Origin of the sequence: Actinomadura sp. DC4, assembly GCF_030406325.1 — a bacterium.
Classification (GTDB): Bacteria; Actinomycetota; Actinomycetes; order Streptosporangiales; family Streptosporangiaceae; genus Actinoallomurus.
On sequence record NZ_JAUEQY010000016.1, the window covers coordinates 198,030 to 223,497 of the forward strand.

Genomic DNA, 25,468 nt, shown 5'->3' on the forward strand with positions numbered 1-25,468 from the left:
TCGAGCTCGGGGTCTGCCACCACTACCGCATCCCGCACTCTGAGCTCCTGGCGTGGAGCGACGACGACCGGGACAAAGCCATCTGGCAGTACCTCCGGGAACGGTCGACGTGCTCGAACTGCGGGACCCGACCTGACGAATGGGACCCCGAGCAGGGCGGCCACCGCCGCGCGTACCTCGCCCACGTGGTGACCTGCCGAGGGTGTCAGGCCCTCCAAGCCCGATCTGACGCGCTGAAAGAAGACCAGCGCGGCCGCGGCATGCGCGTGGTCCTGCAACGACGGGAGGTCGCACATGGCTCGGCGTGACCTCACCATCGGCATCGACGGTGACGACCGCGGCCTCGACGAGGCCCTCGAACGGTCCACGGACAAGGCCGAGGGCCTCGACCGTGGACTGTCCAAGCTGGAGCGTCAGCAGGCCGCTCAGGAGCGGGTCACCGCGACCGCGGCCGCCGCCGTACGGAAGTACTCCGGCGACATGACCGGCGCGGCCCTCGCCGCACGGCGGATGGGCAGCGAGGCCGAGCGCGCTGCGGACAAGGCGGCGCGGGCTCAGGTGCGGGCGGCGGCCGCCGCCGACGCCGCCAAACGAGGGGTGCTCGACGAGGCCGCGGCCACGCGGATCGCCGCGCAGGCTGATGAGGCGCTGGAGCGCGCCGCGCTGAAGGCGGCCGCAGCGCAGATCGCGGCCGCGAAAGCAGCGCAGCAGCAGGCCAAGGCTGAGCAGGCGCTCGGAGCGGAAGGAGACCGGCAGGAGAAGTCGGCCCGGCAGATGCGCGGTGGGCTCGTCTCGGTCGGCGCGGCCGCCGCGGCCGTGGCCGTCCCGGTCGGCGCCGCGGGTATCGCGTTCGCCGGTTTCGCGGCGCTCGCGGTGCCGGCGGTCAAGAAGGTCGTCATGGCGCAGGCCGACCTGGGCGCGAACTGGTCGAGCCTCAACCGCAACCAGAAGGTCTCGGCCGCGGCGACCGCTGGGCTCGTCACCCAGTACAAGGCGCTCGCGAAGTCGTACGAACCTGAAGCGCTCCGGACGTTCAACAACCAGGTGGCGCTCGGCCGCAAGCTGCTGCCCGAGCTGGCCAAGACGATCGACGCGAACGAACGCGGTGTGACGGAGTTCGCCGACAGCCTGGACAGCACCCTCGGCCGGGAGCTGCCGCGGCTGTTCGACGTTGTACGGTCCCAGGGCACACCGGCTCTGCACGAGCTCGGCTCCACCGTCGATGAGACCTCGCACCTGGCCGTCACGCTCGTCCAGGACCTGGCCCCGGTGGGGATGACACTCCTGCACTCCACGAACGGTGTGCTGGGTCTCCTCAACGCCCTCACCTCGGTGAACCCGAAATTGACGGAGATGGCGGCGGTTGGCCTCGCGCTCCGTGGGCCCGTCACCGGCCTGGCCGGCCTTTACGACAGGGCGCGGAAGAGCATCTCGGGCACCGCTGAGGAGGCGCTCTCCGCAGCAGAGGGACTCGGCTCGTCGGGCAAGGCGGCCGCGGGCGCGGCGGAGGGCCTGGGCTCGTCGGGGAGGGCCGCCGCAGGCGCGGCGGGCAAGGTCGGGCTGTTCGGCCGGCAGTCCCGCCTCGCCGCCCTCGGCACAAAGGCGCTGAACGCCGCGACGGGCGCCGGGCCGACGCTGTACATCGCGGCGGCCGCCGGCCTCGTCTACCTCGCGGCCCGCATGTCGTCCGTGCGTACGGCGACCGACGGCATGATTGACCGTTTGAAGGGGCAGTACCAGGCGTTCGGGAACAACGTCCAGGGCTACCGGCAGTACGGCAACGCCCTGGCGCAGCTGATCACGAAGCAGAAGGCCGCGTATCAGCAGCTCAAGGACTCGATGCCGACCGGGCCTGAGGGGTTCCGCGCATCGAACCCCGGCGGTGCGGTGGCGGTGCCCCCGGCTCTGACGAAGCTGCAGAAGGCCTACGACGCCGCGCAGAAGGCCCAGCGGAACGTCAGCGATGGCGCGGTCGAGTTGTCGAAGGAGTTCGGGCTCCTCGGCGACAGTGCCAGCACCGCCTCGGACAAGGCGATCCAGCTCGCCAATGCCGCGGGCGTCGACATGTCCAAGGGCATCCTGAAGTCGGGCGAGCTTACCGCCGATGCCAGGCAGAAGATCACGCAGTACGAGGCGGCGGTCGCGGCGGCCGCCGACCCGACGAAGCGCGTCGCCGACGACATGGCGGAGGTCGGCAACAAGGGCCTGCTCATGCAGGACCGCCTCAAGGCGCTGACGGACGCGCTCGCCGCCTACTACACCCCGGCCCAGCAGGCGTGGGACGCGACGACGGCACTGAAGCAGGGCTGGAACCAGCTCGCGAAAGCGATGAAGGCCGCCAAGGGGGACTTCTCCGGAAACACCGAGAGGTCTCAGCAGCTCCGGCAGGCCCTGTCCCAGCAGCTCAACATCGTTTCGCAGCTGTACGCCGCGAACCTGCAGACCCGCGGGCCGGACGCCGCCAAGCGTGCGCTCTCCGGGCAGCTACAGGTGATGTATGCCCTGGCCGGCCGGTCAAAGTCCGCGAAGGGGTATATCGACCAGCTCGCGCAGACGTTCGGTGTCGTCGCCGGAAAGGTCAACGTCTCCAGGTCTGCGTTCCTGGCCGCCGCTGAGGCGATGAGCGTGCCCAAGAAGCGCGCGCTCGAACTGTGGGCGGCATACCAGAAGCTGCCGGCGGTCAAGAGCACCAAGATCGACAGCAACGCCGCGCAGCGGCGCCAAGAGGTGGAGGCCTACCAGGCGAAACTCGACGCTCTGCATGGAAAGAACGTCCACATCACCGATAACGCGGCGGACGCTCAAGCTCGGGTGAACCGGGTCCAGCAGGCGATCAACGCGTTGCACAACCGTACCGTCACGCTGACGACCCGGAAGATCATCGAGACGATCGAGATCGCGCACCGCACATCCCAGGCCGAGCGGGCCAGGGCGGACGGAGGCATCGACCGGTACGCCGACGGCGGGATGCGCCGCGACCTCGACCCGTTTATTGCGGCGAAGCCCACCGTGCTGTTCGGCGAAACCTCGACGGGCGGCGAGGCATACATTCCCTTGGGCGAGTCCAAGCGCACGCGGTCGGTGATGCTGCTCTCCGATGTGGCGAAGATGTTCGGCCTCAGCGTCGTACGGCCCATGGCGGACGGTGGCGTGCTGGCTGGTGGTCTCCGCGCGTTCGCCGACGGCGGCACCCTGACCGACGCGTCGCTGTCGGAAGTGCTGCAGCACTGGACCGACACCAAGAGCCCCACGACCAAGGCGCAGGTCGACTCGGCGGTCAAGGCCCGGAAGACGCAGATCAACCAGCTGCGCAACGCTGAGGACGCCCTGTACCGGGCTCGGCATGCCCGGCACAAGAGCGCCCGTGACATCGCCGCGGCCGAGCGGCGGGTCGCGGCCGAGCGGGACGACGTCACCGCGGCGACGAAGAAGCTCGCCGACGCCGAGGCCAGGTACAAGTACGGCAAGCTCACCCCGTCCGCGCAGCTCGGCTCGGCGCTCGGCCTGTCCATCAAGGACACCGCGGCGTTCATCAAGAACCTGACCACCCTGACCGACCGCGGGTACGGCGTGCTCGCGCAGCACCTGCTCGCCCAGGGCGACACGACCGCGGAGAAGACCGCCGCGGACGCGGTGAAGATGTCGAACTCGAAGCTGTCCGGGCTGAACAAGCAGGTCCAGCAGGCCGACCAGCAGGCCACCACCCTCGCCAGCCTCGGCTCGATCCTCACGATCAAGACGGCGATGAAGGGCGGGTCGACCACCTGGGACGCGCTGATCGCCGCGACCGGCCTGGCCCCGAACGACCTCGCGGCCGCGCTGAAGCTCATGTCGGCTGACCTGGCCAAGACGGGCGCAGGGCAGGCACTGCTCGCGATGATGAAGGCGCACGGGTACGCCCGCGGCGGACCGATCGCTGGGCCCGCAGGCACCGACGTGGTGCCGCTGTGGGGAACAGCTGGAGAGTACGTCGTGCCGAAGGCCCCCGCGGCGGCCCACCGGCAGCTGCTCGACGCGATGACCACCGGTCGCCCGGTTCAGCTCCCCACCGTGATGGTGCGCGGCGGCGACGGCGCGTCCGCTGGCAGGCCCGTCGTCATCAACGTGTACGCGAGGGATGACCAGTCCGCGATTGCCGTCGCCAAGGAAACCAGTCATGAACTCGGCTGGGAGATGAAGAAGGGCGGCAGCCAGTGAGCCTGCTGGCCACCCACACCTTCACCCTGGACGGATGGACGGCCGGCGCCGTCGACGACGCCGGCGTCGAATGGCGCCTCACCGACGTAGAGGGCTGGTTCGGCCGCTCTGGCGTCGGCGTACGCACCGCCAGGGATGACCGGCCCGGCCGGCACGGCAGCTTCAGAGGCCCCGCCTACCGCTCGGAGCGGGTGATCACCCTCGGCGGTGTCGTCCGGGCCCCCGACGCCGCCACCCTCGACGCCGCGGCCGACGTATTCGCCGCGCTCTGCGACGAAGGCGACATCCTCTATACGCTGGTCGGCACCGACGCGTCCGGCATCGCGAAGCAGTGCGACGTCGAACTGAACGCGGAGAGCAAGTTCGCGCACGAGACCGACACCGTCGCCTCATGGCAGCTCCAGCTCGCCGCGCCTGATCCCCTCCGGTACGCCGTGGCCCAGTCCACCGCTACTTGCGGCCTGGCGACCACGACCGGTGGCTTGACGTTCCCGCTGGTGTTCCCACTCGACTTCGGGGTCGGCCCAGGCGGCGGCACGCTCGTCCTCGTCAATGAAGGAAACACCGCGACCTGGCCGACGTGGGCGATCATCGGCCCCGCTCCCAACCCGGTCATCCTCAATACCGACACGGGGGAACGCCTCGCGCTGGCCGGTCTCACGATCGACGCCGGCCAGACACTGACCCTCGACACCGACGCCCGCACGGTGATGCTGCAAGGCGTCGCCTCACGGCGCGGCGCCCTCACCGCCGATTCGACCTGGTTCCCCCTGCGCCCAGGTGCGACCCGTATCGCGTTCCAGGCCGCCAGCTACGACCCATCTGCGAACCTCGCGGCCGCCTGGCGGTCCGCATGGTCATGACCATAGGAGGCGCCCATGGCCGTCCGTGACTCCGGCTGGGTCGGCGGCAGCGTCGTCGACGCCCAGGACGCCCGCCTCGCCACCGGCACGCTCGTGCAGGCCGGCGCCGGCCCGATCCAGGTCCGCCAAGGCATCAAACCCGCGACCGGAACCCCCGGGTTGGTGAAGCAGACCGGCACCGCGTCCAAGAGCGTCACGGTCGAGCCTTTCCAGGCCGCGATCCAGGCCACGCGGGCGACCGCGGGCGGCCCCTACCTGGCCACATTGGACGCGCAGGCCACCCTCGACCTGCTCACCGCGACCCCCGCTGACGCGACGAACGCCCGCCGCGACCTGATCATCGCCCGCCAGTCCGACACCCAGTGGTCGGACGGCAGCACCGCGATGGCCGTGCAGCAGGTCGTTGGTACCCCGGCCGGCAGCCCCGTCGACCCGACCCCAGCCGCCGGCGACTTCGTTCTCTTGGCGCGCGTGACGGTCCCGGCGAACGCGACCACGATCGTCGCCGCGAACATCACCGACCTGCGGCCGTTCGCCGTCGCGACCGGCGGGACCCTGCCCGTCACCAACCAGACTGAGCGGGACGCACTCTCCAAATACAGCGGCATGCCGGTCTGGCGGCTCGACCTGAACCAACTGGAGATCTGGAACGGGACGACCTGGAACGTAATCGGCCCTCCGGGCGCACCGGCATACGCCTCCGACTTCACCTCCACCGCGCGGACGATCAACACCACCGGCGCGTACGCCGACTTCACCTCCCAGCCGAGCGTGACCGTGACCGTGCCCGCGAGTGGCCGGCTCTGGGCCCAGTGGGGGTTCCGCGGCTACAACAACGCCACCACGACGAGCACGGCTCGGACGGCGCCGACGATGAGCGGCGCGAACACCGTCACACCCGTCGCCAATGACAGCGGCCCGGCCGTCGTCGTCATCGGCGCGACCTCCGGCGCCCCGTCGACGAGCCCCGAATCCGCTACGGCGGGCAAGCTGTTCACCGGCCTGACCCCGGGCAGTACGACCGTGAAGCTGCAGGCGTACATCTCTTCCGGAACGTCATCGAATAACGCGTTCATGGACTCGTGGCTGATGGTGCAGCCGCTCCCGTAATGGCTACCTACACCTACCTCGCCGCAGACCTGGCCACCGGGAACGTGCTCGCCGAGCTCCCCCTGTCCGGCGTGACCTTCTCACGGGCGCTCAACGACGCTGGCACGATCTCCGGCCAGGTCCGCCTCGGCGACCGGCGGATCAACGCCCTCGACGCGATCCGCGCGACCGAACCGGCCCGCACCTGTATCTATGTCGCCCGCGACGGCGTCCTGGTCGGCGACTACATCATCTGGACCACGACGTACGACTCCAGCACGCAGGTGCTGCAGATCGCCGGCGCTGACCCGCTCTCCTACTTCGACCACCGCAAGATCTTGCCGACCCTGCCGCCCCTCCTGGACTACCAGACGATCGCCCGCCAGCGGCTCGTGTTCTCCCTGGCCGACCAGCTCGCCATCGCACGCAGCCTCGTCACCACCGCGCAGGCCCACACCGGGGGATCCATCGGCGTCACCGTCGACGCGTCCGTGGTCTCCACGACGACGCGGGACATCACCTACAACGGGTACGAGTTGAAGAGCGTCGCCGATGGTCTGCGGGACCTCGCCGCGCTCGAGCAGGGCCCGGACTTCTACTTCGACGTCACGTACATCGCCGGGGCCCCCACGCGCCGGCTCATCCTCGGCAACCCCCACCTCGGTGTGACCGATCCAGGCGACAACGTGTTCGAGTACGGCGGCAACTTGATCAAGTTCACCGAGCCGCGCGACGGCTCACAGATGGTCACCCGGATGCTCGCCGTCGGCGACGGCACCGACGCGGACACCCCCATCGCGATCTCCGAGGACACCGCCCTCTACAGCGACGGGTGGCGGCTCCTGGAGGACAACACGTCCTACTCCGGGACGATCACCCCGGCGGACCTGCAGGGCCACGCGAACGCCGACCGTATGGCCCGCAGCAGCCCGATCGTCCTCCCCGCCCTCACCGTCACCGGCGACGGCCCACCCGCCGTCGGCGAGTACCTGCCCGGCGACGCGATCCGCCGCGTCATCCCGCGCAACGCCGACCCGTACTTCCCCGCCGGCAGCGACCGGACCCTCCGCCTCATTTCCTTCGAGGTCCACCCGCCGAGCGGCAACGCCCTCGAAACCGTCGACCTGGTCGTATCGAGCGTGCTGGAGGCAGCCTGAGATGGGGAAGGTGAACCGGCCGGACAGTCTGCTGTCCGAGCTTCGCGCACTGCAGCGCCGAGTCGCGCAGCTGGAGACCCAGCAGCGCCTGACCGCCGCGCGTATCTCCAGCGGCCAGCTGATCGTCGGTGCGCACGACGCCGACGATCAGATCGAAATTGACGCCACCAACAGCCGGATCCGCTTCGACACCGACGGCGAGGCACCGACGGACCTCAGGTCATGGGGCGGTGCCGGCGCGGCGCTCGTCGCGACCAACACGGTCGGCTCCGTCGCCGCGCGGACACTCACATGGAACGGCGGATATTTCGCCACCTCGCAGATCAGCCGCATCAACCCGGACGGGTCGACCAGCGTCGCCGCCGAGATCTACGCGGACGTCCAGGACGCCGGCAGTGGTCAGCACAGCGGCACCGTCACGTTGATCGCGTCGGGGAGCAATGCCGACGGCAGCATCGTCGACGTCAACACCGACGGCGGAATGCTGCTGCGCACAGGCGGGCGCACCACAGACCCGCCCGCCCCACCAGCCGACTGCGTCCTGCTCTACGTCAAAAGCAACCGCTTGTACTACCGCGACGGGGCCGGTGTCGTGCGAGGGCCGCTCTGATGGGCTGGCTTCAGGAGCGCCTGGGATACCGCGGGTTGTTCCTCGCCAACCACGGCATCGCCTGGGTCTGCTACGGCATCGGTGTAATTCTCGACCCTGCGTTCGGCACGAAACGCGGCCTCGGCTGGATGGTGCACATCCTGCCGTTCGACGGCCTGGGCTGGCTGTGGATCCTCTGCGGTCTCGCGAGCGTCGTGTACGCGCCGCTCCGCCGCCCGGGCGCTGACGCCTGGGGCTTCTTCTTCATCCTGTTCCCACCCACCCTGTGGGGTCTGGCGTACCTGCTGGGCATCCCCGCGTACGCCCGCGGCGGCTTCAGCGCAATCGTGTGGATATCCACGGCCATCAGCGTCGTGATCGTCGCGCTGATGCCCGAACCCAAGGAGGCGGCGTGAACGCGGCTGTCTGGTCGCTCCTGGGCACCGGCGCCTCCGCGGGCATCGCCGGGGCGATCAGCTTCTACGCACAGCGGGGCGCGAAGGCCCTCGGGACACGTAAGGAGAACCGCGAGGACTTCACCGCGATCACCGAGCGGCAAGACAAGGAGATCGCGCGCCTGAACGAGCGCGTAACGAACGGAGAGAAGCGCGAACACGACGAGCGCCGGATCGTGACCGTCGCCCTCCGCTTCATCGAAGGCCTGACCCGGCAGCTGCGCGACAACGGCCTCGAGCCGCCGCCGCTGCCGACCGAACTCGCAGATCGGATGTGGGAGTGATGATCGACGTCCTGGACGTGTGCGCGGCGCAGGTCGGCCAGCACGAGGCGGCCGACGGTACGACCCGCTTCGGGAAGTGGCTGGACACCCAGCCGCCCATCACGCACGACTATGCCGATGCCGAGTGGTGCGCGGCCTCGGCGATCTACTGCATCGCCCAGGTCCCGGGCGGCCTCGAAGCGATCGGCGGCCTGCACAAGTCCGACGCCTACGTCGAGAACTGGCACCGCCGCATGTCCGCGCTGGGCCGCGTCTCCCGTACGCCGGCGCCGCGGCGGATCGTTTTCTACGACTGGCGGGGCACCGGGCCTGACGACAATCACGTCGGGATCCTGCAGAAGCGGGTCGGCAACACGCTGCACGTCTACGAGGGCAACCACAACAACCGGTACGAGCTGGTGGAGCGGCCGTTCGACAGCCAGGTCGTGGGGTTCGCCGAGTGGTGGTCCTTCGTCCAGGACGACGACACCGCGATGGTGGTGAGCCTCGGTGCCTGAGGGACTCGACTACGCCTTCGGCCGCCCCAGCGCCACCGCCCTGCACGACGCCGGCGTCAAGTTCGTCTGCCGGTACCTGTCCCACAGCCCCAGCAAGAACCTCATGCGTTCCGAGGCGAACGCGCTGACGGCCGCGGGGATCTGGATCGTGGTCGTGTGGGAGACCACCGCGAACAGGGCACTGGCCGGCCGGGCCGCCGGCGTCGCGGATGCCCGCGAGGCGTGGGCGCAGGCCCGGGACTGCGGCATGCCGGACGACCGGCCGATCTACTTCGCGGTCGATTGGGACGCCTCGGCCTCGCAGCAGGCCGCGATCAACGCCTACCTCGACGGCGCTGCCTCGATCCTCGGCGCCGGCCGGGTCGGGATCTACGGCGGGTACGGGCCCGTCTCCCGGGCGCTCGCCGCCGGCAAGGCGGCCTGGGCGTGGCAGACGTACGCGTGGTCTGGCGGCCGGTGGGCCGACGGCGCGCACCTGCAGCAGTACAGCAACGACCACACGCTCGACGGCGTCGGCTGCGACTACAACCGCAGCCTGACCAGCGATTACGGGCAGTGGCGCGTCGGCGTCACCCCGACGACCCAGGAGGACGACATGGCAAAGGTGAGTTCGCTCGGCATCGCCGGCAAGGCGGCCACCCCGCAGACCATCGCCGCGGGCACGGACGCCGACATCACGTGGACCCAGGAGTTCAGCGACAAGCACGGCCTGCACGGCGACAAGGGCAAGAGCGTGGTCATCGCCAAGGAGAAGTACTGGGCGCACGTCGACGTGACCTTCTGCCTGGAGGGCCTGACGCCGGGCGCGAAGCTCGACGTCGCGCTGACCCGGGTCAAGGACGACGGGACGTTCATCGACGACGCGTGGCGGCTCCCGTTCGTCGCCGACGAGGAGGGGGTCGTGACCGGCCAGCTCTCCTCCCAGTTCGGCGTCGACGCGACGAACCGTCTCCGCGTCCGGGTCTACAACACCAGCGACAAGCCGGCCACGGTCGTCGCCTCGGTCCTGGACCGGCCGGTGACGATGGCGAAGGCCTCGCTGTTCTCGTACTGACCCCCGAGCCTCGGGCCCGGCCCGGGGCCACGCTTCCCCTTGAGGAGAGCCATGGCGCCCGAAGACATCGCGAACCGCTTCACGTTCCACCCCGCGACCACGCCCGAGCGGCAGGCCGCGCACGAGTCCGTACGGACGCACTGCGGCGAGCTGGCGGCCGCACTGAACGAGTTGCTGCCCGATGGCCGCGAGAAGTCGCTGGCCATCACGAACCTGGAACAGGTCATGTTCTGGGCGAACGCCGCCGTCGCGCGGCAGGAAGAAGACTGATCGATGACCGTCCGAGCGAAGTTCTACTGCAGCACCGTCGAGCAGGCATCCGACAAGCCGGTCGAGACGTCGCACTACGTCGACGGCAAGCTCCAGCCATCCGGGGAGTTCACCTGGCCGCGCACCTACCGGTTCAACGCCCAGTACGACATGAGCGTGCCGGAGGACCAGCGGTACGCGAAGGCGTCCCCGTCCGGCGAGCTGCGGATCCAGGTCGACAACCCGGCCGTGAGCTTCGAGCCCGGCAAGGCCTACTACCTCGACTTCACGCCGGTCGAGGACACCCCCAAGGAGTGACCATGAAGCTCTTCGGCCGAGACCCGGTCGTCATCGCCGCGCTGCTGTCCGCGGCGCTCCAGGCGATCAACATGTTCTGGCTGCACCTCACCTCCGACCAGACCGCCGCGGTCAACGCCGCGATCGGCATCCTGCTCGCCGCCCTGGCCGCCGCGTTCGTGAGCGTCGACGCGCTCCTGCCGCTGCTGTCCGGCGTCGCCCAGGCGATCGTCAACGTGGTCCTGGTCTTCGGCGTGCACTGGTCGGCGGACCAGGTCGGCTCGATCACGGCCCTCGTCGCGGCGTTCGTGGCGATCGTGGGCGTACGGCCGCAGGTGACCGCGCGGGTGGCGCCTGACGGTTCGCTGGTGCCGCGGCAGTCGCTGTTCCGCCTCGCAGCCTGACCCTGCCCCCCCGGCGATACAGCGCCGCCCCGTCCTCTTCGGAGGGCGGGGCGGATTTCGCTATTGTGTTCGAACGTGGTGCGGTATCCCGAGTTCATCGCGCCCGCCGTACGGATCCGGCGGACCGGCCAGATCGTCCTGCTCCTCGAATGGGAGCGGAACGATCGTGGCCTCTGGCGCGGACACGTCGCCTGGCTTAGCCGTCCCCAGGTCGCGTGGCGGGGCGTCGACGTGTGGATGCCGGCTGAGGATCTGGAGCGGATCGAGGGCCAGGACTACCGGCGCGTGCCGAAACGGATCGAGGAACCGCCGTTTTGACGCGTGCCGCGGTCTCGATCTCCCGCAGCTGCTCGGCGATGTACCGCCGCAGCCACGGCAGCGAAGGCGCGCCTCCATGGGCCACGCCGAGGCCGGTGAGGACGGTCCTGGCAGGTAGGCCCGTGATCGCGGCCGCTTCGTCGGGCCTGATCCAGTGACAACGGTCATCGTGGATCTTGTGGATCAGCGCGATCCAGCCTCGGCTAATGGCGGGGGCTTTCGTGTCGCCGCTCACGTGGTCGAGGGGGCGTCGCCATCGGGCGGCGCGATGGTGCGGCAGCGGCTGGCGTGGTCATAGGCGCGCCCTCGGCCGAGGCGGGCGTTGCTCGCCGCCCCGCGCGGGCCGCTGTGGTAGCGGATCACGTCCGTGTGACGGCAGCCGAGGCATTTGACCGTGGCGTAGTCGCCGGGCCCTGCGGTGAGGTCGACCATGGCGCCGGCGAGGGTGAGGTAGCGGTCGAGCTGCCCGTCGGGCCAGCGTGGGGTGAGGGGGTCCATCTTGGTCTCCTATCTATGGGTCGGCCCCGGGGCCGCGTACGGTCCCGGGGCGTGGCCATGCTCGTCAGCCGGTGAAGGCCGGCTGCCGCTTCACGGGCGTGGCCGGCGGAGCCTCACCGCCGGTGCTCGGCGCGTTCCTGGTCGGGGTCGGCGTCGGGGTGGTGGGCGCCGGTCGCGGCGTGTGCCGCGGCCGGCAGGTCTTGCCGGTGATGTTCCCGGCGACGGCCGGGTCCTGGCCGTCGTTGTCCAGGGAGCTGTCCAGCCACTCCTCGCCGCACACCGTCCGATACGCCCAGCTGTACGTCGCGCCCTTGACGACCGACGAGGGATCGAAAAGCGCCGTGACGTACGCCGTCGCGGACAGCGAGGTGTCACGGCGACTGGGGACGGCGAGGGCGCCGGTCACGGTCAGCCAGTACGCGCCGTGCATCTCGCCGCGTACGGCGTTGGTGATCTGGCCGCCGCCGCCGTTCGGGCGGCCGGCGCCGACCAGGGTGCGGAACGAGCCGCGGTCCATGATTTTGACGGCGTAGTGGCCGGGGCTGGTGCAGCGGATCGTGGTGGTGCGCGCGAACTTCAGGTCGGCCCACTCCGGGGGGTTGCCGTGCCCGGAGTCGGTCTTGGCGAAGTGGTCGTGCACGACCGCGCCGCACGCCACCTTGTGGCCGGTGGTGGCGTACGCTCCAGCCGGCGCCGGACCGAGGACGCTGCCGGCGGTCAGCGCCGCCGCGATGATGGTCGTTTTCATGAATGATGTGCTGCCGTTCTGCGGGGGATGTGCACCCAGGCCGGGTGGCGCGGGTGGGTCATGAGCGGTGCGGCGGATGTCCGCCGCGTCGCCGCACGGTCGTGTTCTTGTGGAGGAGCCGGCGCATGGCGCCGTAGCTGGTCCCGAACAGTCGCGCGACCTGCTGGATGGTCCAGCCTTGGTCGTAGACTCGCGCGGCGAGAAGGCCACGCGGGTCGGGTTCCGCTTCCGGCTCGGTGGGGGCCTTGAGGACGTCCGCACGGCGATAGCGGCGGTGGCCGCCCAGGGTGAACACGGGAGTCAGCTGGCCCTCGCGAGCCCGCCGATAGATCGTTATCGGGCTTACGCCTAGCATCTCGGCGACCTCGCGCGGCGTGAGCAGGTCGTCTTCGGACACTTCGGTTCCTCACAACGGGGCTGCGGCTGAGACCGCGGCCCCGGGACTGATTCCAGACCCCGGGGCCGCGGAGCGTGGTGCTCGGCGGGCGGAGGCTGACGGAGGCTGCTGGACACCTCCGCCCGCCGAGCGGTTCGGCCGCCAGGTGCTGCGTGTGGTCGTCCCGCGGTGTCGCGTCCGCGGGACCGCTCACCTGGCGGCCTGGCTCCAGCCCGGTGGACGGGCCGCTGGAGCCTCCTGGGGTGCCTGCGTGCCGGCGAACCGGACGAGGTCGCCCTGGAGGAGTACTTCGCCGGGGCGGAGCAGCACGACGTGGATCGCCTTGTCGTCGGGACGCAGGTGCACCCACCACGCGTCGGCATACGCCTCGACGATCTCTCGAAGGCCGCGGCCGGACTCGGCGTCCTCCGTAGCCGTACGCGGCCGGGGGAGCACGGGATAGGGGTCACGGACGCACACGCGCACGTAGCGGGCGCTGCACTCCACGCCGAGGCCGACGCCGGGCCGGACCCCTGCGGCTGGCGGGCCGGCCGACGCCGCGTACTGCACCGCGTTTGTGACGAGCTCCGACACGAGGAGCACGACCTCGTCGACGAGGTCCTCGTTGTCGAGGCAGCCGGCGATCAGGTCCCGGGTGAAGTGGCGCGCGATCGCGACCAGTTCAGGCTTGCACGCGATCTCCAGGTGTCCAGATCGCGACCAGGGGAGCGTCTCCAGCGAGGGAGGCGAGCAGGTGTCCACGGTCATGGCCACCTCCGGGAGGGGAGCGCGGCCTTGCCCGAGCGCCGCACCCCCCCGCCCCGGGGCGGACGGCGACACGTTTTCCCGGGGAGGGATCGGTATCCGACCTCCGCGTCGCCGTCGTCCTTGAGCGCATAAAAGCGCAGATGGGAATAGGAGCTCTTAGGAGCTCCTAGGAGCTCTGCAAAGCTCTCTGGAGATCTTGAGAGCTCTACGGTGACCCTGTGCTGCCGGAGAATGACGATGACGATGTCGGGCCGCACCCCGACATCAGGCCTGGAGCGCCGACGCCTCTGTATGAACAGGTCGCCGATCTCATCGAGGCGCGCGTTCGGGCGGGCGAGCTGAAGGTCGAGAGCCGGCTGCCGGCAGAGCGCGACCTTCGTGATTACTACGGCGTCGCTTATGTGACCATTCGGCGCGCGATGGAGATTCTGCGCGAGCGCGGCACGGTACAGACCGTTCATGGTCGGGGGACGTTCGTCGTACGGATGCCGAGGTCGAAGTAGCTGCACGGCGGTCATGTTTTAACCGGCCTGATCGATGCGTTTTCTTCGGCGACCCGTAAGCCGTCGTAGGTGCTGGAGCTGACGATCATCGCTTCAAGCCGGGGATCCGCCGGCACGGTGGTTCGGGCAGCCCACCAGCGTTCGGTATCGGCGTTGAACCACCGGTACCAGCCAGAACAGGCGCGACCGGATTCGGCCTCCGCAACATCGTCGATCACGTTCAGTGCCATACTCATCACTCCCGGAAAGGGGCCGAGACCAACCATGCCCCTTCGGTTCCCGAATTTCAATACCCCAAATTCGGGATGAGTAAAAGATCCAGCAATGTCCGAGTCGCTGGATACGGGGGTGCTCTACGATCACCCCCACCACGGTGAGGAGGAGATCCAGTGCCTGAGCGCGCCCCAAGCCCCACACTCAGACGCCGGCGCCTGAGCAGCATTCTGCGTGAACTGCGTGACGCGAGCGGCATGTCCGCCGAGGAGGTCGCAGGGCGCCTCGAATGGGGAAAGGGCAAACCGCTCTACCTGGAGTCCGGCCAGGGCGTACGCCCGAGCCCGCACGATATGAGCCGCCTCGCCGACCTGTACGGGGTGACCGAGGCGCAGCGCGAAGAGCTGATGGAGCTCGCCCGGGCCGCGCGCTTGAAGGGCTGGTGGAGCCCGTTCAGCAAGCAGCTCTCGCTCGTGTACACCACCTACATCGGGCTCGAGGCGGAAGCGGCCGCGCTCCGCGCGTTCCAGCTCGCGATGATCCCCGGCCTCGTCCAGACCGAGGAGTACGCCCGCGCGCTCATCAGCGGGTCAACCGAGCTAAGTGCCGACGAGGTGGAGCAGCGCGTCGAGGTCCGCGCCAAGCGGCAGATGATCCTCACCGCCGACGATCCTGTGAAGCTTTGGCTGGTCCTGGATGAGGCGGCGATCCGCCGTATCGTCGGTGGCCCTGACGTAATGCGCGCACAGCTCCAGCATCTGATGGAGCTGGCCCGCACGCTCCCGCATCTCCGGCTCCAGGTCGTACCGTTCGGCGGAGGCGCCCATCCCGGTGTCGTCGGCGCCTTCACCGTCTTGCGCTTCCCTCACGCGTCCGACGCGCCGGCGGTATATATCGAGTCGGTTGGTGGCCAGCTGTTCGTCGAAGGTGGCGACGTTGAAGAATATGACGACGCATTCGACAGGCTGGCAGCCGCCGCTCTTCCACCGGCGGATACGATCACACTGATTACCGCAGCGGCCTCGGATCTGTAGGCCTGGAACTGACCGTAAGGAATCTGTTTCCCATGTCTCATCCCGCACAACCTGACTGGCGGACGAGCAGCTGGAGCGGTGGCCAAGGCGAGTGCGTCTCGGTCGCCGTGACCGAAAGCAACGGCTGATCCCTCCGGGAAAAGGCGAGGCCCACGAGCAGCACCGCTCGTGGGCCTCATCCGTTTCCCGAACCAAACACTAGGCCCGATTAACACCAAACCGGCCCTTCCTGACCGTTTTTAGCCAACTGTCGCGGGAGGTGCCTCTGACCGCATGCGGCCCGCCTGGCATCCGCTGCGCAAGCGTCCGCGTCTCACCTCCCATGAGACCTGCCCCCATCGTGCTCTGCGCCGCCATGGCGGCCGCATTCGCCGCCGGCTGCTCCTCCCACGAAGCGGCCGGTGTCCGGCCCACAGCGTCCGCCTCAGCGCCTCCGTCGCCGACGGCGCTGGCCGGGCCGGACAAGTCGTCGGCTCAGCTCGCGTGCTTCTCGTGGACGACGTACTACAAGGCGATAAAGATCAATAACGCGAATGCGCCGAAGTACGCGGTCACCGCCCAGCAGCCCACCGCGCGTATGAGCGACCCACGGTGGTCCCGGGTCGCGAGCCTGCCGCCGGCCGAGGCGATGACCGTGCTGGGCGGCTTGTGCAAGGAAATCCACTACCACGAGTAAAGCGGGGGGCGGGCCAGGGACGTCACGTCTACGTGTGGGCGCGCAGCCGTGCGTCCGGGCCCCGGTCGCGCGCGGGCGCGTACGCACGGCTGCGCGTGTAGAACACGCCCGCGCACCTAAAATGATCATGAAACGCGTACCCGTGCGGGCGCCCGTACGCGCGGGCGTCACACCCGCGTCACGTGACGCGTCACGGCATGCGTCACGCCCGTGACACCCACGTTGACCTGTAACTCTCCCCCAACCCCCTCCCCGGGCCGTCACGGCGGTCACGGGCGTCACGGCGCGCCCACGAGTTCGTGATCATCGACGTCGATCGGCGCGTCGGTGAAGTAGTACACCGGCCGTACAGGGTCACGGCGGAGGATCCCATCGCGGGCGGCGAGGTCGAGCATCTTCTTCCCCCACCCGCGCGACGTCATCCCCGTCCGGTCGCGCAGAGGCTTCAGGTCCGGGCCCTCGATCTGGGCCTTGCCGGCCTTCTTCCACGCGCGCAGCTGCTCGATGAACGCGGCCCGGGCCTCTGCCGGCGGCATCCTCCGCGCAGGCTCCGGCGCCCGCTCCCAACCGAAGTCCTCATCAGCGGCCGGCGGCGCCACCGCGTCATCGTCATCGACGTCGACGTGCATGTCCGGCGACGGGTCGGGGGTCGTGACCGCCTCGTCGAACGTGTTGCCGTCCTCGACGTCCGCGTCGGCCAGAGCCGTGACGGTCGCCTCCAGCTCTTCCGGCGCGTTGAGCACTTCCCGGGTCTCGCCCGCACCGGCCGGGCCGACGACGCCGCGGTCCTCCAGCAGGTCCAGGAGCCGGTCGGCGTACCCCTGCTCGATCCGCATCTTCCTGGCCAGCATCGAAGCGGACGCGTACTGCGAGGAGATGACGAGCTCGGCAGCGTGACAGATCGGCCGCGTGCGGTCCGGGCGTACCGGGGCCGGCGCGTCGTCCTGCGGCTCGCCGGCGGCCTGCTTCCGGATCAGCTGTACGGCCTGCTGGGACTGGGCACGCTTCGCGTACGCGTCACCGAAGGCACGTGCGGTGACGTCGTCGAGTGGCCGCGCGGAGGCGGCGAACCGGGTCGCGAGCTCCTGCATCTGCTTCGGCTCGATGAAGTACGTACGGATCGGCATGATGCGCTTGGCCATCGGGATCCCGGGCGCGGACAGGTAGCACATGCCGGGGTGATCGACGCCCCAGTCCTCGGGGCTGGCACCGGCATCGCGGACCTTCTCCGGCAGGCCGAACGCCGCGTCGTCGCTGGACGCGACGCCGAAGCACGCCATCGCACCGAATTGCCCCCTCACGATCGTGGGGACCTGCGAATAGTCCGAGCGTTGCAGCGACAGGATCAGGTAGACGCCGGCGCTTCGGGCCGCCTTGGCGAGCTGGACGAAGTCGTCCTCGTCCACGACGCGCAGGACGTCCGGGCACTCCTCGAGGAGGACGTACACGGCCTGGAGGCCACAGCCCTTCTCCCACTTCTTGTAGCCGTGCGCGGACAGCCAGGCCGTACGGGCGGGCACCGCACGCTGCAACCCGTCCATCAGTGCGTTCGCCTGCGCCTTGGTGAACACGAGCCAGTCGATCGCCGCCGCGGCGTCGCCCAGGGACTGGTCGGCCTTCGTGAGGTCCGCGGCGATGATGCTCGCGTCCGGGCGGGACATGATCGATGCGAGCAGATTCCAGCCGCCGCCGAACGACTTCCCGCTCCCGGACATGCCGTTGATCATCAGGTGGAAGTTGAGGAACACCAGGTCAACCGGGGTCATGTCCTGGTAGAGACCCAGCCGGTACGGGTCGGCGGCGGATCCGCCGGCGTGCTGCGGCCCGGGGTAGGGCAGTGTGGTCTGCAGGATCCGCGGGTCGGAGATCGACATCTCAGCCAGGTCCGCGCGGTTCTGATCAGCGGTGATGGTCAGCGACCCCGGCGGAAGGCCCATCGCCGTCTCCATGTTCAGGGTCTTCTTTTGCAGGTCCTCGACGGTCCGGTCGCCGCCGTCGATCTTGACCTGCGCGTCGATCTTGTGTTCCTCGACCGTGATGACCTTGGCGGTGGTGCCATCGAACCCGGACACCTCCCGGGCCCGTTCCCACAGGTGAGCGAGCGGATCACGGACCCCTGACTCGCCGTCCTGGCCGCGGATGACGATCCGCAGATTCCACGTCAGCGCGAGCGTCCCACCGAACACGAGCTCAAGGAACACCACGACCGGCTGCAGCAGACCCGTGATCGTCGCGATCATCACGTACACGCAGGCCAGCAGCACCGTGGCGGTGCTGTGGATCCGACCGATCGGGCGCCGCTGGTGAGAGATCAGCCAGGTCATGCCGGTGAGCACGAACGTGGACACGCACAGGCCCAGGACCGCCCAGGCCGTCGCCGCTCCCGCGTGCTTCCCGCCCCACAGGTGGTGGAACAGCGCCGCCGCGGCGACGACCATCAGCCCGCAGATCCACGGCGGGCAGTGCACTGCGGCCTTAGAAATGCCCTTCGCGATCAGCCGTTCGATCGAGGTGTCCGTAGCGACCTCGACCGTCGATGATCTGGGAGAACGCGCCATTACAACGTCCACTTCTTCTTGCGCTGCTTCGACCTATTCGCCTGGGCTGGGTCGACGAACTGCCGCTTGTACTCGGCGTTCATCTTGACCAGCGCGGCAGCGACACCGACCTGCCCTTCGGCGGCTCGCTTCAGGTGAGCGGCCACACGGCGGGCGCGGAGCTTCACATCCAAGCCGAGGAGGAGCGGGTGCCCCTTCTGCGCTGCCAGAGCGGCCTGGAGTTCGGCTGCGGACTCGTGGAGTTCGTAGCCGAGGTCGCGTGCCAGGTCCCGGCCGGCGCGCGAGTAGTCCGCGACCGACTCCGATCCTTTGAACTCGATGGACTGCAGCTCGGGGATACGGCTACGGCTAGACATCTTCGGTCTCCTCACCGACGAGCTCGGCGTCTCGGGCGTCGTAGTAGGCGAGCCACCACTGGTCAGCGACGACGCGGCGGACCCGCGCCCACGGGCCGGCCAGCGGCGTTACACCGAGGACGGCTGTCACCAGGGCGTCGATCGCCCCGACGAATAGGCAGAACACTGCCCAGATCGCGCGGGCGGTGGCCCTGATGCGGCCACGCCGCGGCGGCTCGGACATGGGGCTGGTCATGGCGGTCACCAGTCCTCCCCGTCCGGCTCGGGTTCGTCGAACATCCAGGCCGCCGACGGTGCTGGCGGTTCGGGGATCGGCGGCATCGGGATGGCCGTCGACGCCGGTGACGCCTCGGGCTCCGGCTCGGTGGCCGGGAACAAGCCCGCCGGCGGCCGCCGGAACATCACCGCGACCAGAGCGAGGATGATGCCGATGAGCACGATGGGGATGGCGAGCGGCAGCGTCACGGAGAAGTACGCCGACATCCACAGCACGGCGAAGACACCGAGCACGAACGTGAGGACGCGGCAGGCCCGCGCCACGCCCCTCACTTGCCCCGCCCCCTGCCCGAGGTACGCGTACCTCGCCGCGGCGCCGAGCGCACGATACGTACCCCGAGCCGGCGCGCGACACGGTCGCCCCACGGCCGCAGGTATCCGCCGACGAGTACACCGCCGGCGAAGACGGCCGCGTACCCGGCCGTCGTACCCGAGGTACCCGCGACGTGCACGAGCACGAGGTACAGGGCCCCGGCGGAGAGGCCGACGATCATCAGCTCGTCGAGCATCTTGAGCTTCGGCCGGCGGGACAGGTGCAGCCGCCACCGAGGTTCGGAGATACGCGTATCTGGCGCAGGCTGTTGCTGTTGAGACATGCTGGACTCCTCCATCAGGAGACCTGGCCCCGGGGACGTCTTGGCAGGTTGACCCGGGGCCAGGTACAGGGGACTACTGGTTGACCAGGGCCTTCAGGTACGTCTGTACCTCTTGGGCCTTCGGCTGTGCGATGCCGAGCCGCTTCTTGATCGGCCGGATCCCGGGGACCTTCCCGGCCTGCACCTCTTCGGCGAAGATCCTCGCGGCCTTCGCCTGGTGATCGTCGGCGTCGGGTACGGGCCGCTCGTCGTCAGGTACGGGATCGTCGTCGCCGGGTACGCGGCCCTCGTCGAGCCAGGCCGACAGGCGATCCGGGGTCTCGAACGGGAGGTTGAGGTCCGCGCACAGCTCGATCTCAGCGTCGCGTACCTCCGCGCTGCGCGGTACGCGGTGCAGCGACCGTACCCGCGGTGCCGGCGGCCGGGGAGCCGTCGCCCACGGCACGCGCGGCGTGACCTCGGCGAGAGCGGCCGCGCCGTACAGCGCGCCCAGCTGCGCGAGCAGCTGCTCCTGGCGGCCGCTGTCGGTCGCGAGGTCCGCGTGCTCGACCGCCCGGGCCATCGCGGCATCAAGGCGCCGCAGGGCGCGCCGCTGCCGCCAGTCAGCCGCACCGGTGAGCTGCAGCACGCGGAGCCGCTTCGCGGCCCGGGCGAGGCGATGCAGGCGCCGGTGCACGTCGACGTCACCTGCGGTCCGGACGGTCGGCTCCGCGACGCCCAGCCACACGAGAATCCGCTCCGGGGTGATCCGCCAGTGGATATCAGACCGTCCGGTGATCCGCTCCCGCTCCGCCGACATGCCGCGTTCCCACAGCCACGCGGAGATGAGCGGCGCGATCAGTCGGAAGACGCCCTCGGCGAAACCGTTGGCGTCGATCGTGGACAGCACAGCCGAAGCCGAGGTGAGCACCCAGACCGCGACACCGTCCGGGCCCGCGCCGCGAGGCTCGTACGACGGATCCGCGGCAGCCTTTGCCGCTTCCTCCTGCATCGCCCGGCGGGCTCGTACCGCGCTGGTCACAGTCGCCATCTCGATGAACCCGAACAGCAGCACGCGCAGCCAGATCGGGAAGTGCAGGACATCGGTGGCGAACTTCCACATGCCGGTGCCGACGACACCGGTGGCGATCGTGGCGACGACGATCGTGAGGATGTCCTCGGGCTTCCGTCCGTGGATCAGTCGGCGGGCCGTACGTCGGATCGCTCGGACGGTGACGACCACGGCCGTGAGCGCGAGAGCCGCGCCAGCGACGGCGATGACGGGGTGCGCGGTGGCGTACGACGCGACCGCGGACGGGTTGAGGTGAGGGACGGCATAGGCCGTAGGCTCTGCCATGGGTTGGACTCCTTCGCAGTCCGATCAAGTCCCCCGTGACGCGGTGCCAGCCGCTGTCCGGGGGGCGTTTTCAGTTATGGTCGAGGTGTTCCCGCAGGTCAACCCCTAGTGGTCCTTAGAGTGCATCGTCGAACGAGCTCTCCGATGCCACGTTTGCCTGCCCTCACAGAGATGGACGATCTCAACAGGGTAGTGAGATCGCGGCCGAGCCGAGGCCACCGCCGCCACGGCGGCCCTCAGGGAATCCGATGTCACCCTCGGGTGCAGAGTCCGCTATCCTTCTGAGCGTCGTTACGGCGACGTGACGGCGGGTTGCCCGAGTGGCCAATGGGAGCGGACTGTAAATCCGTCGGCTTAGCCTACCCAGGTTCGAACCCTGGACCCGCCACAGCAGCAAGACCGGCCCCCGACCTGCAGCTATGCGGTCCGGGGCCGTTCTGCGTCTTGATCACCATATGCAGCCAGATGCCGCCGAGAGCGGCTGTCGGCCGCTGGTCGCGGGATATACGCGGGATGGAAATCGGCGCGTTCTCGCAGGTCGTCCCCCAGAAACGAGAAGGGGCCACGGGATGACCCGTAGCCCCTTAAGCCTAGGACGATCAGTCGTTGAGAGCGTCCTGGATTCGGTCGTTGATCATGTCCTTCTGGCCCTCGATGCACTTGGCGTAGACCTTCAGGAGGACGTCGACGCTGTGGCCGGCCCGCTCGGCGACCTCGGTTGCCGGAACCCCGGAGTTAAGCCACAGCGACACCGCGGCGTGCCTGAGGTCGTACGGGCGGCGGGCCAGGGGTGAGTCCACCCGATCCGGCGACAGCCCGTACGTGCGTGCGTCTGCCCAGATGCGCCCGTACGTGGTGGAGCCGACGATCTTCCCTCGTTCGGTCTGGAAGAGGCGCCCATCCTTGGCGGTTCCGAACTCCTCGATGTGTGCGCGCAGTATCGCGACCAGGCGAGGCGGGATGGGCACGACGCGTACGTCTTTCACCGCTCGGCGCTTGAGCTGCCGTCGTTCGTGGGTTGTGCCGCTGTCGGTCCATCGAGTGTTGACCTCCGGGCGTGATCCGGTGAGCGTGAGCGTCCCCCAGCCCTGCTCGGGAAGGTGGCAGTCCTTCTTGCACAGCGCGACGGCCTCGGCCGGGCGGAGCGCGGCGTAGTACATGCAGGCATACAGGGCCATCAGGCGCCGTCCGTTGCTGCGGGTGCCGATGTAGGTGACAGCCGCGAGGAGCTCGCGTGCCTGTACGGGGTTGATGACCACGCGAGGGTCGACCGCTTCGGCGACCTCGATCGGCTTCCAGTTGATGCGGTCGATCGGGTTGGAGTCGAGTTCTTCGAGTTCCACCGCGTACTGCAAGACGTTGTAGAAGATCGCGCGCTTGCGCGAAACGGTGGCCCCGGCGGCGGGTTTGCCGTCGAGTTTGAGGGCGATCGCGTCCAGGCCGGCGCGGGCGGTTCGTGCTTTCCGGAGTTCGCCCAACGGCAGCGCGGCTTTGTGGAGCCAGCGGATGGCGGAGGCGATCTCGGCCGGGCGCTCCTTCTTCCGATCGCTTGGCGCGAGGAGGAAGTGTCGCAAGGCCTTCCAGAGCGTGGCGGCGTCCGGTCGGCCGGGCAGGTTGGTCATGAGGGCCGGTGTCACGGTCGCCAGTGAGTCCGTTATCCCGTCGCGGGACTTGGCGGCGGCGTGGGGCCATTTTGCGTCTACGTAGGCCAGGGCGAATGTCAGCCAGGTCGTGGCCTGCTTCGCCGCCATCATCGACTCGGGCAGGCCGGAGTCACTGTCGAAGTACTCCCCGTTCTTGGCCGCCTGCCTCAGGTCGGACAGGAAGCTCTCGGCGAGCGCTTTGGTCCGCCGCGTACGGGACTTCGGCTTGCCGGCGACGACCCAGCGCACCTCGTATGAGGCCTTCTTGCTGGAGTTGTTGCGGCGGATGTCCCAGAACTTCACATCGGTGGACTTCATGCGGCCTCCCGCAGCGACTCCAGCCACGAGGCGAAGTCGCTCCGCCAGATCCGAATCTCGCCATTGGGCAGCTTCATCCCAGACGGCGCGCTGCCGAGTTCGCGCCAGCGATAGAAGGTGCGTCGCGAGACGCCTCCCAGTTCGACCAGGACCTGATCAACGGTCATCAGCTGATCGCCCCTCATGCTGCGTGCCCTTCTGCTTGCGGCGTCACGGGTAGTCGGGTGGCGGTGATGGCGGCGGCGAGGAGTGCTTCGCCGGTGGTGAGACCTTGGCCGACGTAGGCCCAGTGGGAGGTGACGAGGACGGTGTCGTCCTCGAAGGGCAGGCGGCCGGTGGTGATCTGGTGTTCGCTGCGCTGGTGCTCGGCGCGAGCGGCCCTTAGCGCCGCCAGGGTGGTGGAGTAGGCGCGGCTTTTAGTGGAGAAGTGGCCGCGGAATCCGAGCATGTGAGCCCAGGCGGTCAGCCGCAGGTCTTCTAGCTCGGGCAGTGCGCCGAGGCGCAGGCATTCGGCGATGAGTCGCCGCGCGTGTGGTCGGATGTCGAGCTGGTCGAGGTCATCTGTCTGTCGGATGCGGCGGTCGAGGGTGCCGACGCATTCGGCGGCTTTTGTGGCGTACTTGGCGACGTAACCGGCCACGGCCTGGTCGGTCAGGTCTCCGCTCGCGGTGATAGGCCGGATGTCGATCTCCCGACCCCAACCGAGCGTCAGCGCCGGTAGCTCGACAGCCTCAGGTGTGGTCACGGTGACGTGTCTCGCGGCTTCGATGATGGCGTCGGTGAGGTGGCCGAGGGTGGCCCAGCCGGGCGGGGTTGTGGTGGGTCCGTCTGGGCCGTCGAGGCGAATGATGGCGTGGAAGTGGACGACGCCGCGTCGCTGGTATTCGGCGACCTTGGCGAAGGAGACCTTGAGGATCTTGCCGAGTTCTTTGACGGTCAGGCCGCAGTCGCGGGCCAGGACGCGGCGGAGGCGGATGGTGAAGCGCCGCCACAGTTCGGGCGCCAAGGCGTTGAACAGGACGGAGCCCGTGTGGTTGTAGCAGTCCGGGCAGATCGGCTCACCGAGCCGGGGATCGTCGGCGCTGTGCCGCTCGTTGCAGGCCACCGGCAGGCCGTGTGGGCAGGTGCCGCCTTTGCGTCGAGGTCGGCAGCGCAGGGCGTGTCCGTTGCGCTCACACCGGTTGTGGACGGACCCGAATGACGGGGCGGTCAGGGTGAGGAACACCGCCGGGTGTTCGGCGACCTCGGCGGGGACGCCCTTGCCGCCGACCAGGCCTGCGCGGATGAGCTGGTAAGTGTCGGCCCGGTAGGTCTCCGCGCACGATGGGCACCGCGAGGCACGTCGGGTCTTGCATGCCAGGCGCAGCACGCCGCCCGGTTCGTTCGCTGTGCTGTAGCGGTGGAGCAGGGTGCCGTTCAGCGAGTCGTGATACTCGACCTTCCCTCGCAGGTGGACCGGTTGTGCGCATCCCCCGGTACGCCGGATTTGCGCAGCCCACTGGCCGTAGTCCGGAGCGTTGTAGCGGGTGACCATGCCGTTGATGGCGTGTCGGTCGAGCTGGTTGGGCAAGATGGGTGGGTCCTCTCGCAGTGGTGATGCAGATGGGATGGCCCCCGACGTGGCGGACGGCTTGGCGGTTGTACGACCACGCCGGGGGCGCTAACGGGTCAGCAGAACCCGAGGCCTTCGCAGTGGCCGCAGGTCTCGCCGTAGCTGTCGACGCCGGTGCCGCCGCAGTGGCAGCACTGGTAGCGCTTGGGCTCGATCACGCGGCCTCGCCGTTCGGGATGATCGAGTGGGCGTAGGTCCGTCGGGCTTGGTGCAAGGCCATGACCTTGGCCGGGATCGCGACGCAGCGGTACTCGACCGGGCCGAAGCCACGAGCGGCGGTGTAGTGGCCGCCGTGGGCGGTCCGGTCCTCAACCGAGACGCCGAGCAGGCCGGCGACACGGTCGACCTCGGCGCGCTGTTCGACGTCGGTGCCGCGAATGTGCACGAGGAGATCGGCGCTGAATTCCGGGACCGGGAGGCTCGGGTTGGTGTCGAGGTAGTCGGCCAGGGCGTGCAGGCCGGCGATGAGGTCGGCACGGTGGGTTGCGGACATCGATGGTGCCC

General features: G+C 69.2%; 30 protein-coding genes, 1 tRNA gene and 1 pseudogene. 17 read left to right on the plus strand and 15 right to left on the minus strand.

The window, feature by feature from the left end; translation table 11 throughout:
* Positions 1-294: 294 nt before the first annotated feature.
* From QWU11_RS26140 to QWU11_RS26200, 13 genes are all read left to right on the plus strand, one after another.
* Positions 295-4,197 (plus strand): hypothetical protein, encoded by a 3,903-nt coding sequence (locus QWU11_RS26140; RefSeq protein ID WP_290117052.1) that lies wholly within the window; start codon positions 295-297, stop codon positions 4,195-4,197.
* On the plus strand, positions 4,194-5,060 hold the full coding sequence (locus QWU11_RS26145) for a phage tail domain-containing protein (RefSeq protein WP_290117053.1): 867 nt from the start codon (positions 4,194-4,196) through the stop codon (positions 5,058-5,060). Before QWU11_RS26140 ends, QWU11_RS26145 begins: the two co-directional genes overlap by 4 nt.
* 15 nt (positions 5,061-5,075) lie before the next feature.
* A complete protein-coding gene (locus QWU11_RS26150; RefSeq protein ID WP_290117054.1) occupies positions 5,076-6,170 on the plus strand; it encodes a hypothetical protein in 1,095 nt (364 codons plus the stop codon).
* Entirely contained in the window at positions 6,170-7,306 is a 1,137-nt protein-coding gene (locus QWU11_RS26155) for a hypothetical protein (RefSeq protein ID WP_290117055.1), read from the plus strand. Before QWU11_RS26150 ends, QWU11_RS26155 begins: the two co-directional genes overlap by 1 nt.
* A 1-nt stretch (position 7,307) precedes the next feature.
* Positions 7,308-7,916: a hypothetical protein gene (locus tag QWU11_RS26160; protein WP_290117056.1), complete on the plus strand. Its 609-nt coding sequence runs from the start codon at positions 7,308-7,310 to the stop codon at positions 7,914-7,916.
* Positions 7,916-8,311, plus strand: coding sequence for a hypothetical protein (locus tag QWU11_RS26165; protein ID WP_290117057.1), 396 nt, complete (start codon positions 7,916-7,918; stop codon positions 8,309-8,311). The genes QWU11_RS26160 and QWU11_RS26165 overlap by 1 nt, the downstream gene beginning before the upstream one ends.
* The gene (locus QWU11_RS26170; protein ID WP_290117058.1) at positions 8,308-8,634 is read left to right on the plus strand and encodes a hypothetical protein; all 327 of its coding nucleotides are present in this window, start codon (positions 8,308-8,310) and stop codon (positions 8,632-8,634) included. The genes QWU11_RS26165 and QWU11_RS26170 overlap by 4 nt, the downstream gene beginning before the upstream one ends.
* Positions 8,634-9,131 (plus strand): hypothetical protein, encoded by a 498-nt coding sequence (locus tag QWU11_RS26175; RefSeq protein ID WP_290117059.1) that lies wholly within the window; start codon positions 8,634-8,636, stop codon positions 9,129-9,131. The genes QWU11_RS26170 and QWU11_RS26175 overlap by 1 nt, the downstream gene beginning before the upstream one ends.
* Positions 9,124-10,185, plus strand: coding sequence for a DUF1906 domain-containing protein (locus QWU11_RS26180; protein ID WP_290117060.1), 1,062 nt, complete (start codon positions 9,124-9,126; stop codon positions 10,183-10,185). The genes QWU11_RS26175 and QWU11_RS26180 overlap by 8 nt, the downstream gene beginning before the upstream one ends.
* Before the next feature lie 51 nt (positions 10,186-10,236).
* Positions 10,237-10,455 (plus strand): hypothetical protein, encoded by a 219-nt coding sequence (locus QWU11_RS26185; protein WP_290117061.1) that lies wholly within the window; start codon positions 10,237-10,239, stop codon positions 10,453-10,455.
* Between the two features lie 3 nt (positions 10,456-10,458).
* Positions 10,459-10,752, plus strand: a complete 294-nt coding sequence (locus tag QWU11_RS26190) for a hypothetical protein (RefSeq protein ID WP_290117062.1) — start codon at positions 10,459-10,461, stop codon at positions 10,750-10,752.
* A 2-nt stretch (positions 10,753-10,754) separates the two neighbouring features.
* Entirely contained in the window at positions 10,755-11,135 is a 381-nt protein-coding gene (locus QWU11_RS26195) for a hypothetical protein (RefSeq protein ID WP_290117063.1), read from the plus strand.
* Between the two features lie 75 nt (positions 11,136-11,210).
* Positions 11,211-11,453, plus strand: coding sequence for a hypothetical protein (locus tag QWU11_RS26200; protein WP_290117064.1), 243 nt, complete (start codon positions 11,211-11,213; stop codon positions 11,451-11,453).
* A gap of 231 nt (positions 11,454-11,684) precedes the next feature.
* Here QWU11_RS26200 and QWU11_RS26205 read toward each other — a convergent pair whose 3' ends face one another.
* The 4 genes and pseudogenes from QWU11_RS26205 to QWU11_RS26220 form a co-directional block, all read right to left on the minus strand.
* Positions 11,685-11,951, minus strand: coding sequence for a hypothetical protein (locus tag QWU11_RS26205; RefSeq protein WP_290117065.1), 267 nt, complete (start codon positions 11,949-11,951; stop codon positions 11,685-11,687).
* Between the two features lie 64 nt (positions 11,952-12,015).
* Positions 12,016-12,699 carry a hypothetical protein gene (locus tag QWU11_RS26210; protein ID WP_290117066.1) on the minus strand — a complete coding sequence of 228 codons (684 nt, stop codon included), beginning with the start codon at positions 12,697-12,699 and terminating at the stop codon, positions 12,016-12,018.
* A gap of 250 nt (positions 12,700-12,949) precedes the next feature.
* Positions 12,950-13,096, minus strand: a pseudogene (locus tag QWU11_RS26215) (helix-turn-helix domain-containing protein); the annotation flags it as partial.
* 189 nt (positions 13,097-13,285) lie between these two features.
* The gene (locus tag QWU11_RS26220; protein ID WP_290117067.1) at positions 13,286-13,843 is read right to left on the minus strand and encodes an ATP-binding protein; all 558 of its coding nucleotides are present in this window, start codon (positions 13,841-13,843) and stop codon (positions 13,286-13,288) included.
* Between the two features lie 218 nt (positions 13,844-14,061).
* On the opposite strand from QWU11_RS26220, the gene QWU11_RS26225 reads away from it, so the two are divergent.
* The gene (locus QWU11_RS26225) at positions 14,062-14,346 is read left to right on the plus strand and encodes a winged helix-turn-helix domain-containing protein (RefSeq protein WP_290117068.1); all 285 of its coding nucleotides are present in this window, start codon (positions 14,062-14,064) and stop codon (positions 14,344-14,346) included.
* Between the two features lie 11 nt (positions 14,347-14,357).
* Here the strand turns inward: QWU11_RS26225 and QWU11_RS26230 are convergent, their stop codons facing one another.
* Entirely contained in the window at positions 14,358-14,576 is a 219-nt protein-coding gene (locus QWU11_RS26230; protein WP_290117069.1) for a hypothetical protein, read from the minus strand.
* A gap of 159 nt (positions 14,577-14,735) precedes the next feature.
* On the opposite strand from QWU11_RS26230, the gene QWU11_RS26235 reads away from it, so the two are divergent.
* Together QWU11_RS26235 and QWU11_RS26240 are read left to right on the plus strand one after the other, a co-directional pair.
* Positions 14,736-15,593 carry a helix-turn-helix transcriptional regulator gene (locus tag QWU11_RS26235; RefSeq protein WP_290117070.1) on the plus strand — a complete coding sequence of 286 codons (858 nt, stop codon included), beginning with the start codon at positions 14,736-14,738 and terminating at the stop codon, positions 15,591-15,593.
* A 322-nt stretch (positions 15,594-15,915) separates the two neighbouring features.
* On the plus strand, positions 15,916-16,269 hold the full coding sequence (locus tag QWU11_RS26240; RefSeq protein WP_290117071.1) for a hypothetical protein: 354 nt from the start codon (positions 15,916-15,918) through the stop codon (positions 16,267-16,269).
* 278 nt (positions 16,270-16,547) lie between these two features.
* Here the strand turns inward: QWU11_RS26240 and QWU11_RS26245 are convergent, their stop codons facing one another.
* The 6 genes from QWU11_RS26245 to QWU11_RS26270 all read right to left on the minus strand — a co-directional run bounded on the left by QWU11_RS26245 (position 16,548) and on the right by QWU11_RS26270 (position 21,391).
* Positions 16,548-18,827, minus strand: a complete 2,280-nt coding sequence (locus QWU11_RS26245; protein ID WP_290117072.1) for a DNA translocase FtsK — start codon at positions 18,825-18,827, stop codon at positions 16,548-16,550.
* Positions 18,827-19,183 carry a hypothetical protein gene (locus QWU11_RS26250; RefSeq protein WP_290117073.1) on the minus strand — a complete coding sequence of 119 codons (357 nt, stop codon included), beginning with the start codon at positions 19,181-19,183 and terminating at the stop codon, positions 18,827-18,829. Before QWU11_RS26250 ends, QWU11_RS26245 begins: the two co-directional genes overlap by 1 nt.
* A complete protein-coding gene (locus tag QWU11_RS26255; protein ID WP_290117074.1) occupies positions 19,176-19,427 on the minus strand; it encodes a hypothetical protein in 252 nt (83 codons plus the stop codon). The genes QWU11_RS26250 and QWU11_RS26255 overlap by 8 nt, the downstream gene beginning before the upstream one ends.
* A complete protein-coding gene (locus QWU11_RS26260; RefSeq protein ID WP_290117075.1) occupies positions 19,424-19,732 on the minus strand; it encodes a hypothetical protein in 309 nt (102 codons plus the stop codon). The genes QWU11_RS26255 and QWU11_RS26260 overlap by 4 nt, the downstream gene beginning before the upstream one ends.
* Positions 19,729-20,055, minus strand: a complete 327-nt coding sequence (locus tag QWU11_RS26265) for a hypothetical protein (protein WP_290117076.1) — start codon at positions 20,053-20,055, stop codon at positions 19,729-19,731. The genes QWU11_RS26260 and QWU11_RS26265 overlap by 4 nt, the downstream gene beginning before the upstream one ends.
* A 73-nt stretch (positions 20,056-20,128) precedes the next feature.
* Positions 20,129-21,391 (minus strand): hypothetical protein, encoded by a 1,263-nt coding sequence (locus QWU11_RS26270; RefSeq protein WP_290117077.1) that lies wholly within the window; start codon positions 21,389-21,391, stop codon positions 20,129-20,131.
* 306 nt (positions 21,392-21,697) lie between these two features.
* On the opposite strand from QWU11_RS26270, the gene QWU11_RS26275 reads away from it, so the two are divergent.
* Positions 21,698-21,779: transfer RNA gene (locus QWU11_RS26275), tRNA-Tyr, on the plus strand.
* 211 nt (positions 21,780-21,990) lie between these two features.
* Here the strand turns inward: QWU11_RS26275 and QWU11_RS26280 are convergent.
* The 4 genes from QWU11_RS26280 to QWU11_RS26295 all read right to left on the minus strand — a co-directional run bounded on the left by QWU11_RS26280 (position 21,991) and on the right by QWU11_RS26295 (position 25,457).
* A complete protein-coding gene (locus QWU11_RS26280; RefSeq protein ID WP_290117078.1) occupies positions 21,991-23,352 on the minus strand; it encodes a tyrosine-type recombinase/integrase in 1,362 nt (453 codons plus the stop codon).
* Positions 23,349-23,519 (minus strand): helix-turn-helix domain-containing protein, encoded by a 171-nt coding sequence (locus tag QWU11_RS26285; RefSeq protein ID WP_290117079.1) that lies wholly within the window; start codon positions 23,517-23,519, stop codon positions 23,349-23,351. Before QWU11_RS26285 ends, QWU11_RS26280 begins: the two co-directional genes overlap by 4 nt.
* Before the next feature lie 14 nt (positions 23,520-23,533).
* A complete protein-coding gene (locus QWU11_RS26290; protein WP_354670903.1) occupies positions 23,534-24,922 on the minus strand; it encodes a replication initiator in 1,389 nt (462 codons plus the stop codon).
* Between the two features lie 196 nt (positions 24,923-25,118).
* Positions 25,119-25,457 (minus strand): hypothetical protein, encoded by a 339-nt coding sequence (locus QWU11_RS26295; RefSeq protein WP_290117080.1) that lies wholly within the window; start codon positions 25,455-25,457, stop codon positions 25,119-25,121.
* Between the last annotated feature and the right edge of the window lie 11 nt (positions 25,458-25,468).

Bases quoted from the DNA above. Each gene is read 5' to 3' on its own strand.
- QWU11_RS26190 (WP_290117062.1), top strand. From the start codon at position 10,459: ATGACCGTCCGAGCGAAGTTCTACTGCAGCACCGTCGAGCAGGCATCC.
- QWU11_RS26285 (WP_290117079.1), bottom strand. From the start codon at position 23,519: ATGACCGTTGATCAGGTCCTGGTCGAACTGGGAGGCGTCTCGCGACGC.
- QWU11_RS26185 (WP_290117061.1), top strand. From the start codon at position 10,237: ATGGCGCCCGAAGACATCGCGAACCGCTTCACGTTCCACCCCGCGACC.
- QWU11_RS26205 (WP_290117065.1), bottom strand. From the start codon at position 11,951: ATGGACCCCCTCACCCCACGCTGGCCCGACGGGCAGCTCGACCGCTAC.
- QWU11_RS26250 (WP_290117073.1), bottom strand. From the start codon at position 19,183: ATGTCTAGCCGTAGCCGTATCCCCGAGCTGCAGTCCATCGAGTTCAAA.
- QWU11_RS26195 (WP_290117063.1), top strand. From the start codon at position 10,755: ATGAAGCTCTTCGGCCGAGACCCGGTCGTCATCGCCGCGCTGCTGTCC.
- QWU11_RS26265 (WP_290117076.1), bottom strand. From the start codon at position 20,055: ATGTCTCAACAGCAACAGCCTGCGCCAGATACGCGTATCTCCGAACCT.
- QWU11_RS26280 (WP_290117078.1), bottom strand. From the start codon at position 23,352: ATGAAGTCCACCGATGTGAAGTTCTGGGACATCCGCCGCAACAACTCC.
- QWU11_RS26240 (WP_290117071.1), top strand. From the start codon at position 15,916: ATGAGACCTGCCCCCATCGTGCTCTGCGCCGCCATGGCGGCCGCATTC.
- QWU11_RS26155 (WP_290117055.1), top strand. From the start codon at position 6,170: ATGGCTACCTACACCTACCTCGCCGCAGACCTGGCCACCGGGAACGTG.
- QWU11_RS26140 (WP_290117052.1), top strand. From the start codon at position 295: ATGGCTCGGCGTGACCTCACCATCGGCATCGACGGTGACGACCGCGGC.
- QWU11_RS26295 (WP_290117080.1), bottom strand. From the start codon at position 25,457: ATGTCCGCAACCCACCGTGCCGACCTCATCGCCGGCCTGCACGCCCTG.
- QWU11_RS26210 (WP_290117066.1), bottom strand. From the start codon at position 12,699: ATGAAAACGACCATCATCGCGGCGGCGCTGACCGCCGGCAGCGTCCTC.
- QWU11_RS26270 (WP_290117077.1), bottom strand. From the start codon at position 21,391: ATGGCAGAGCCTACGGCCTATGCCGTCCCTCACCTCAACCCGTCCGCG.
- QWU11_RS26175 (WP_290117059.1), top strand. From the start codon at position 8,634: ATGATCGACGTCCTGGACGTGTGCGCGGCGCAGGTCGGCCAGCACGAG.
- QWU11_RS26165 (WP_290117057.1), top strand. From the start codon at position 7,916: ATGGGCTGGCTTCAGGAGCGCCTGGGATACCGCGGGTTGTTCCTCGCC.
- QWU11_RS26150 (WP_290117054.1), top strand. From the start codon at position 5,076: ATGGCCGTCCGTGACTCCGGCTGGGTCGGCGGCAGCGTCGTCGACGCC.
- QWU11_RS26245 (WP_290117072.1), bottom strand. From the start codon at position 18,827: ATGGCGCGTTCTCCCAGATCATCGACGGTCGAGGTCGCTACGGACACC.
- QWU11_RS26160 (WP_290117056.1), top strand. From the start codon at position 7,308: ATGGGGAAGGTGAACCGGCCGGACAGTCTGCTGTCCGAGCTTCGCGCA.
- QWU11_RS26220 (WP_290117067.1), bottom strand. From the start codon at position 13,843: ATGACCGTGGACACCTGCTCGCCTCCCTCGCTGGAGACGCTCCCCTGG.
- QWU11_RS26230 (WP_290117069.1), bottom strand. From the start codon at position 14,576: ATGGCACTGAACGTGATCGACGATGTTGCGGAGGCCGAATCCGGTCGC.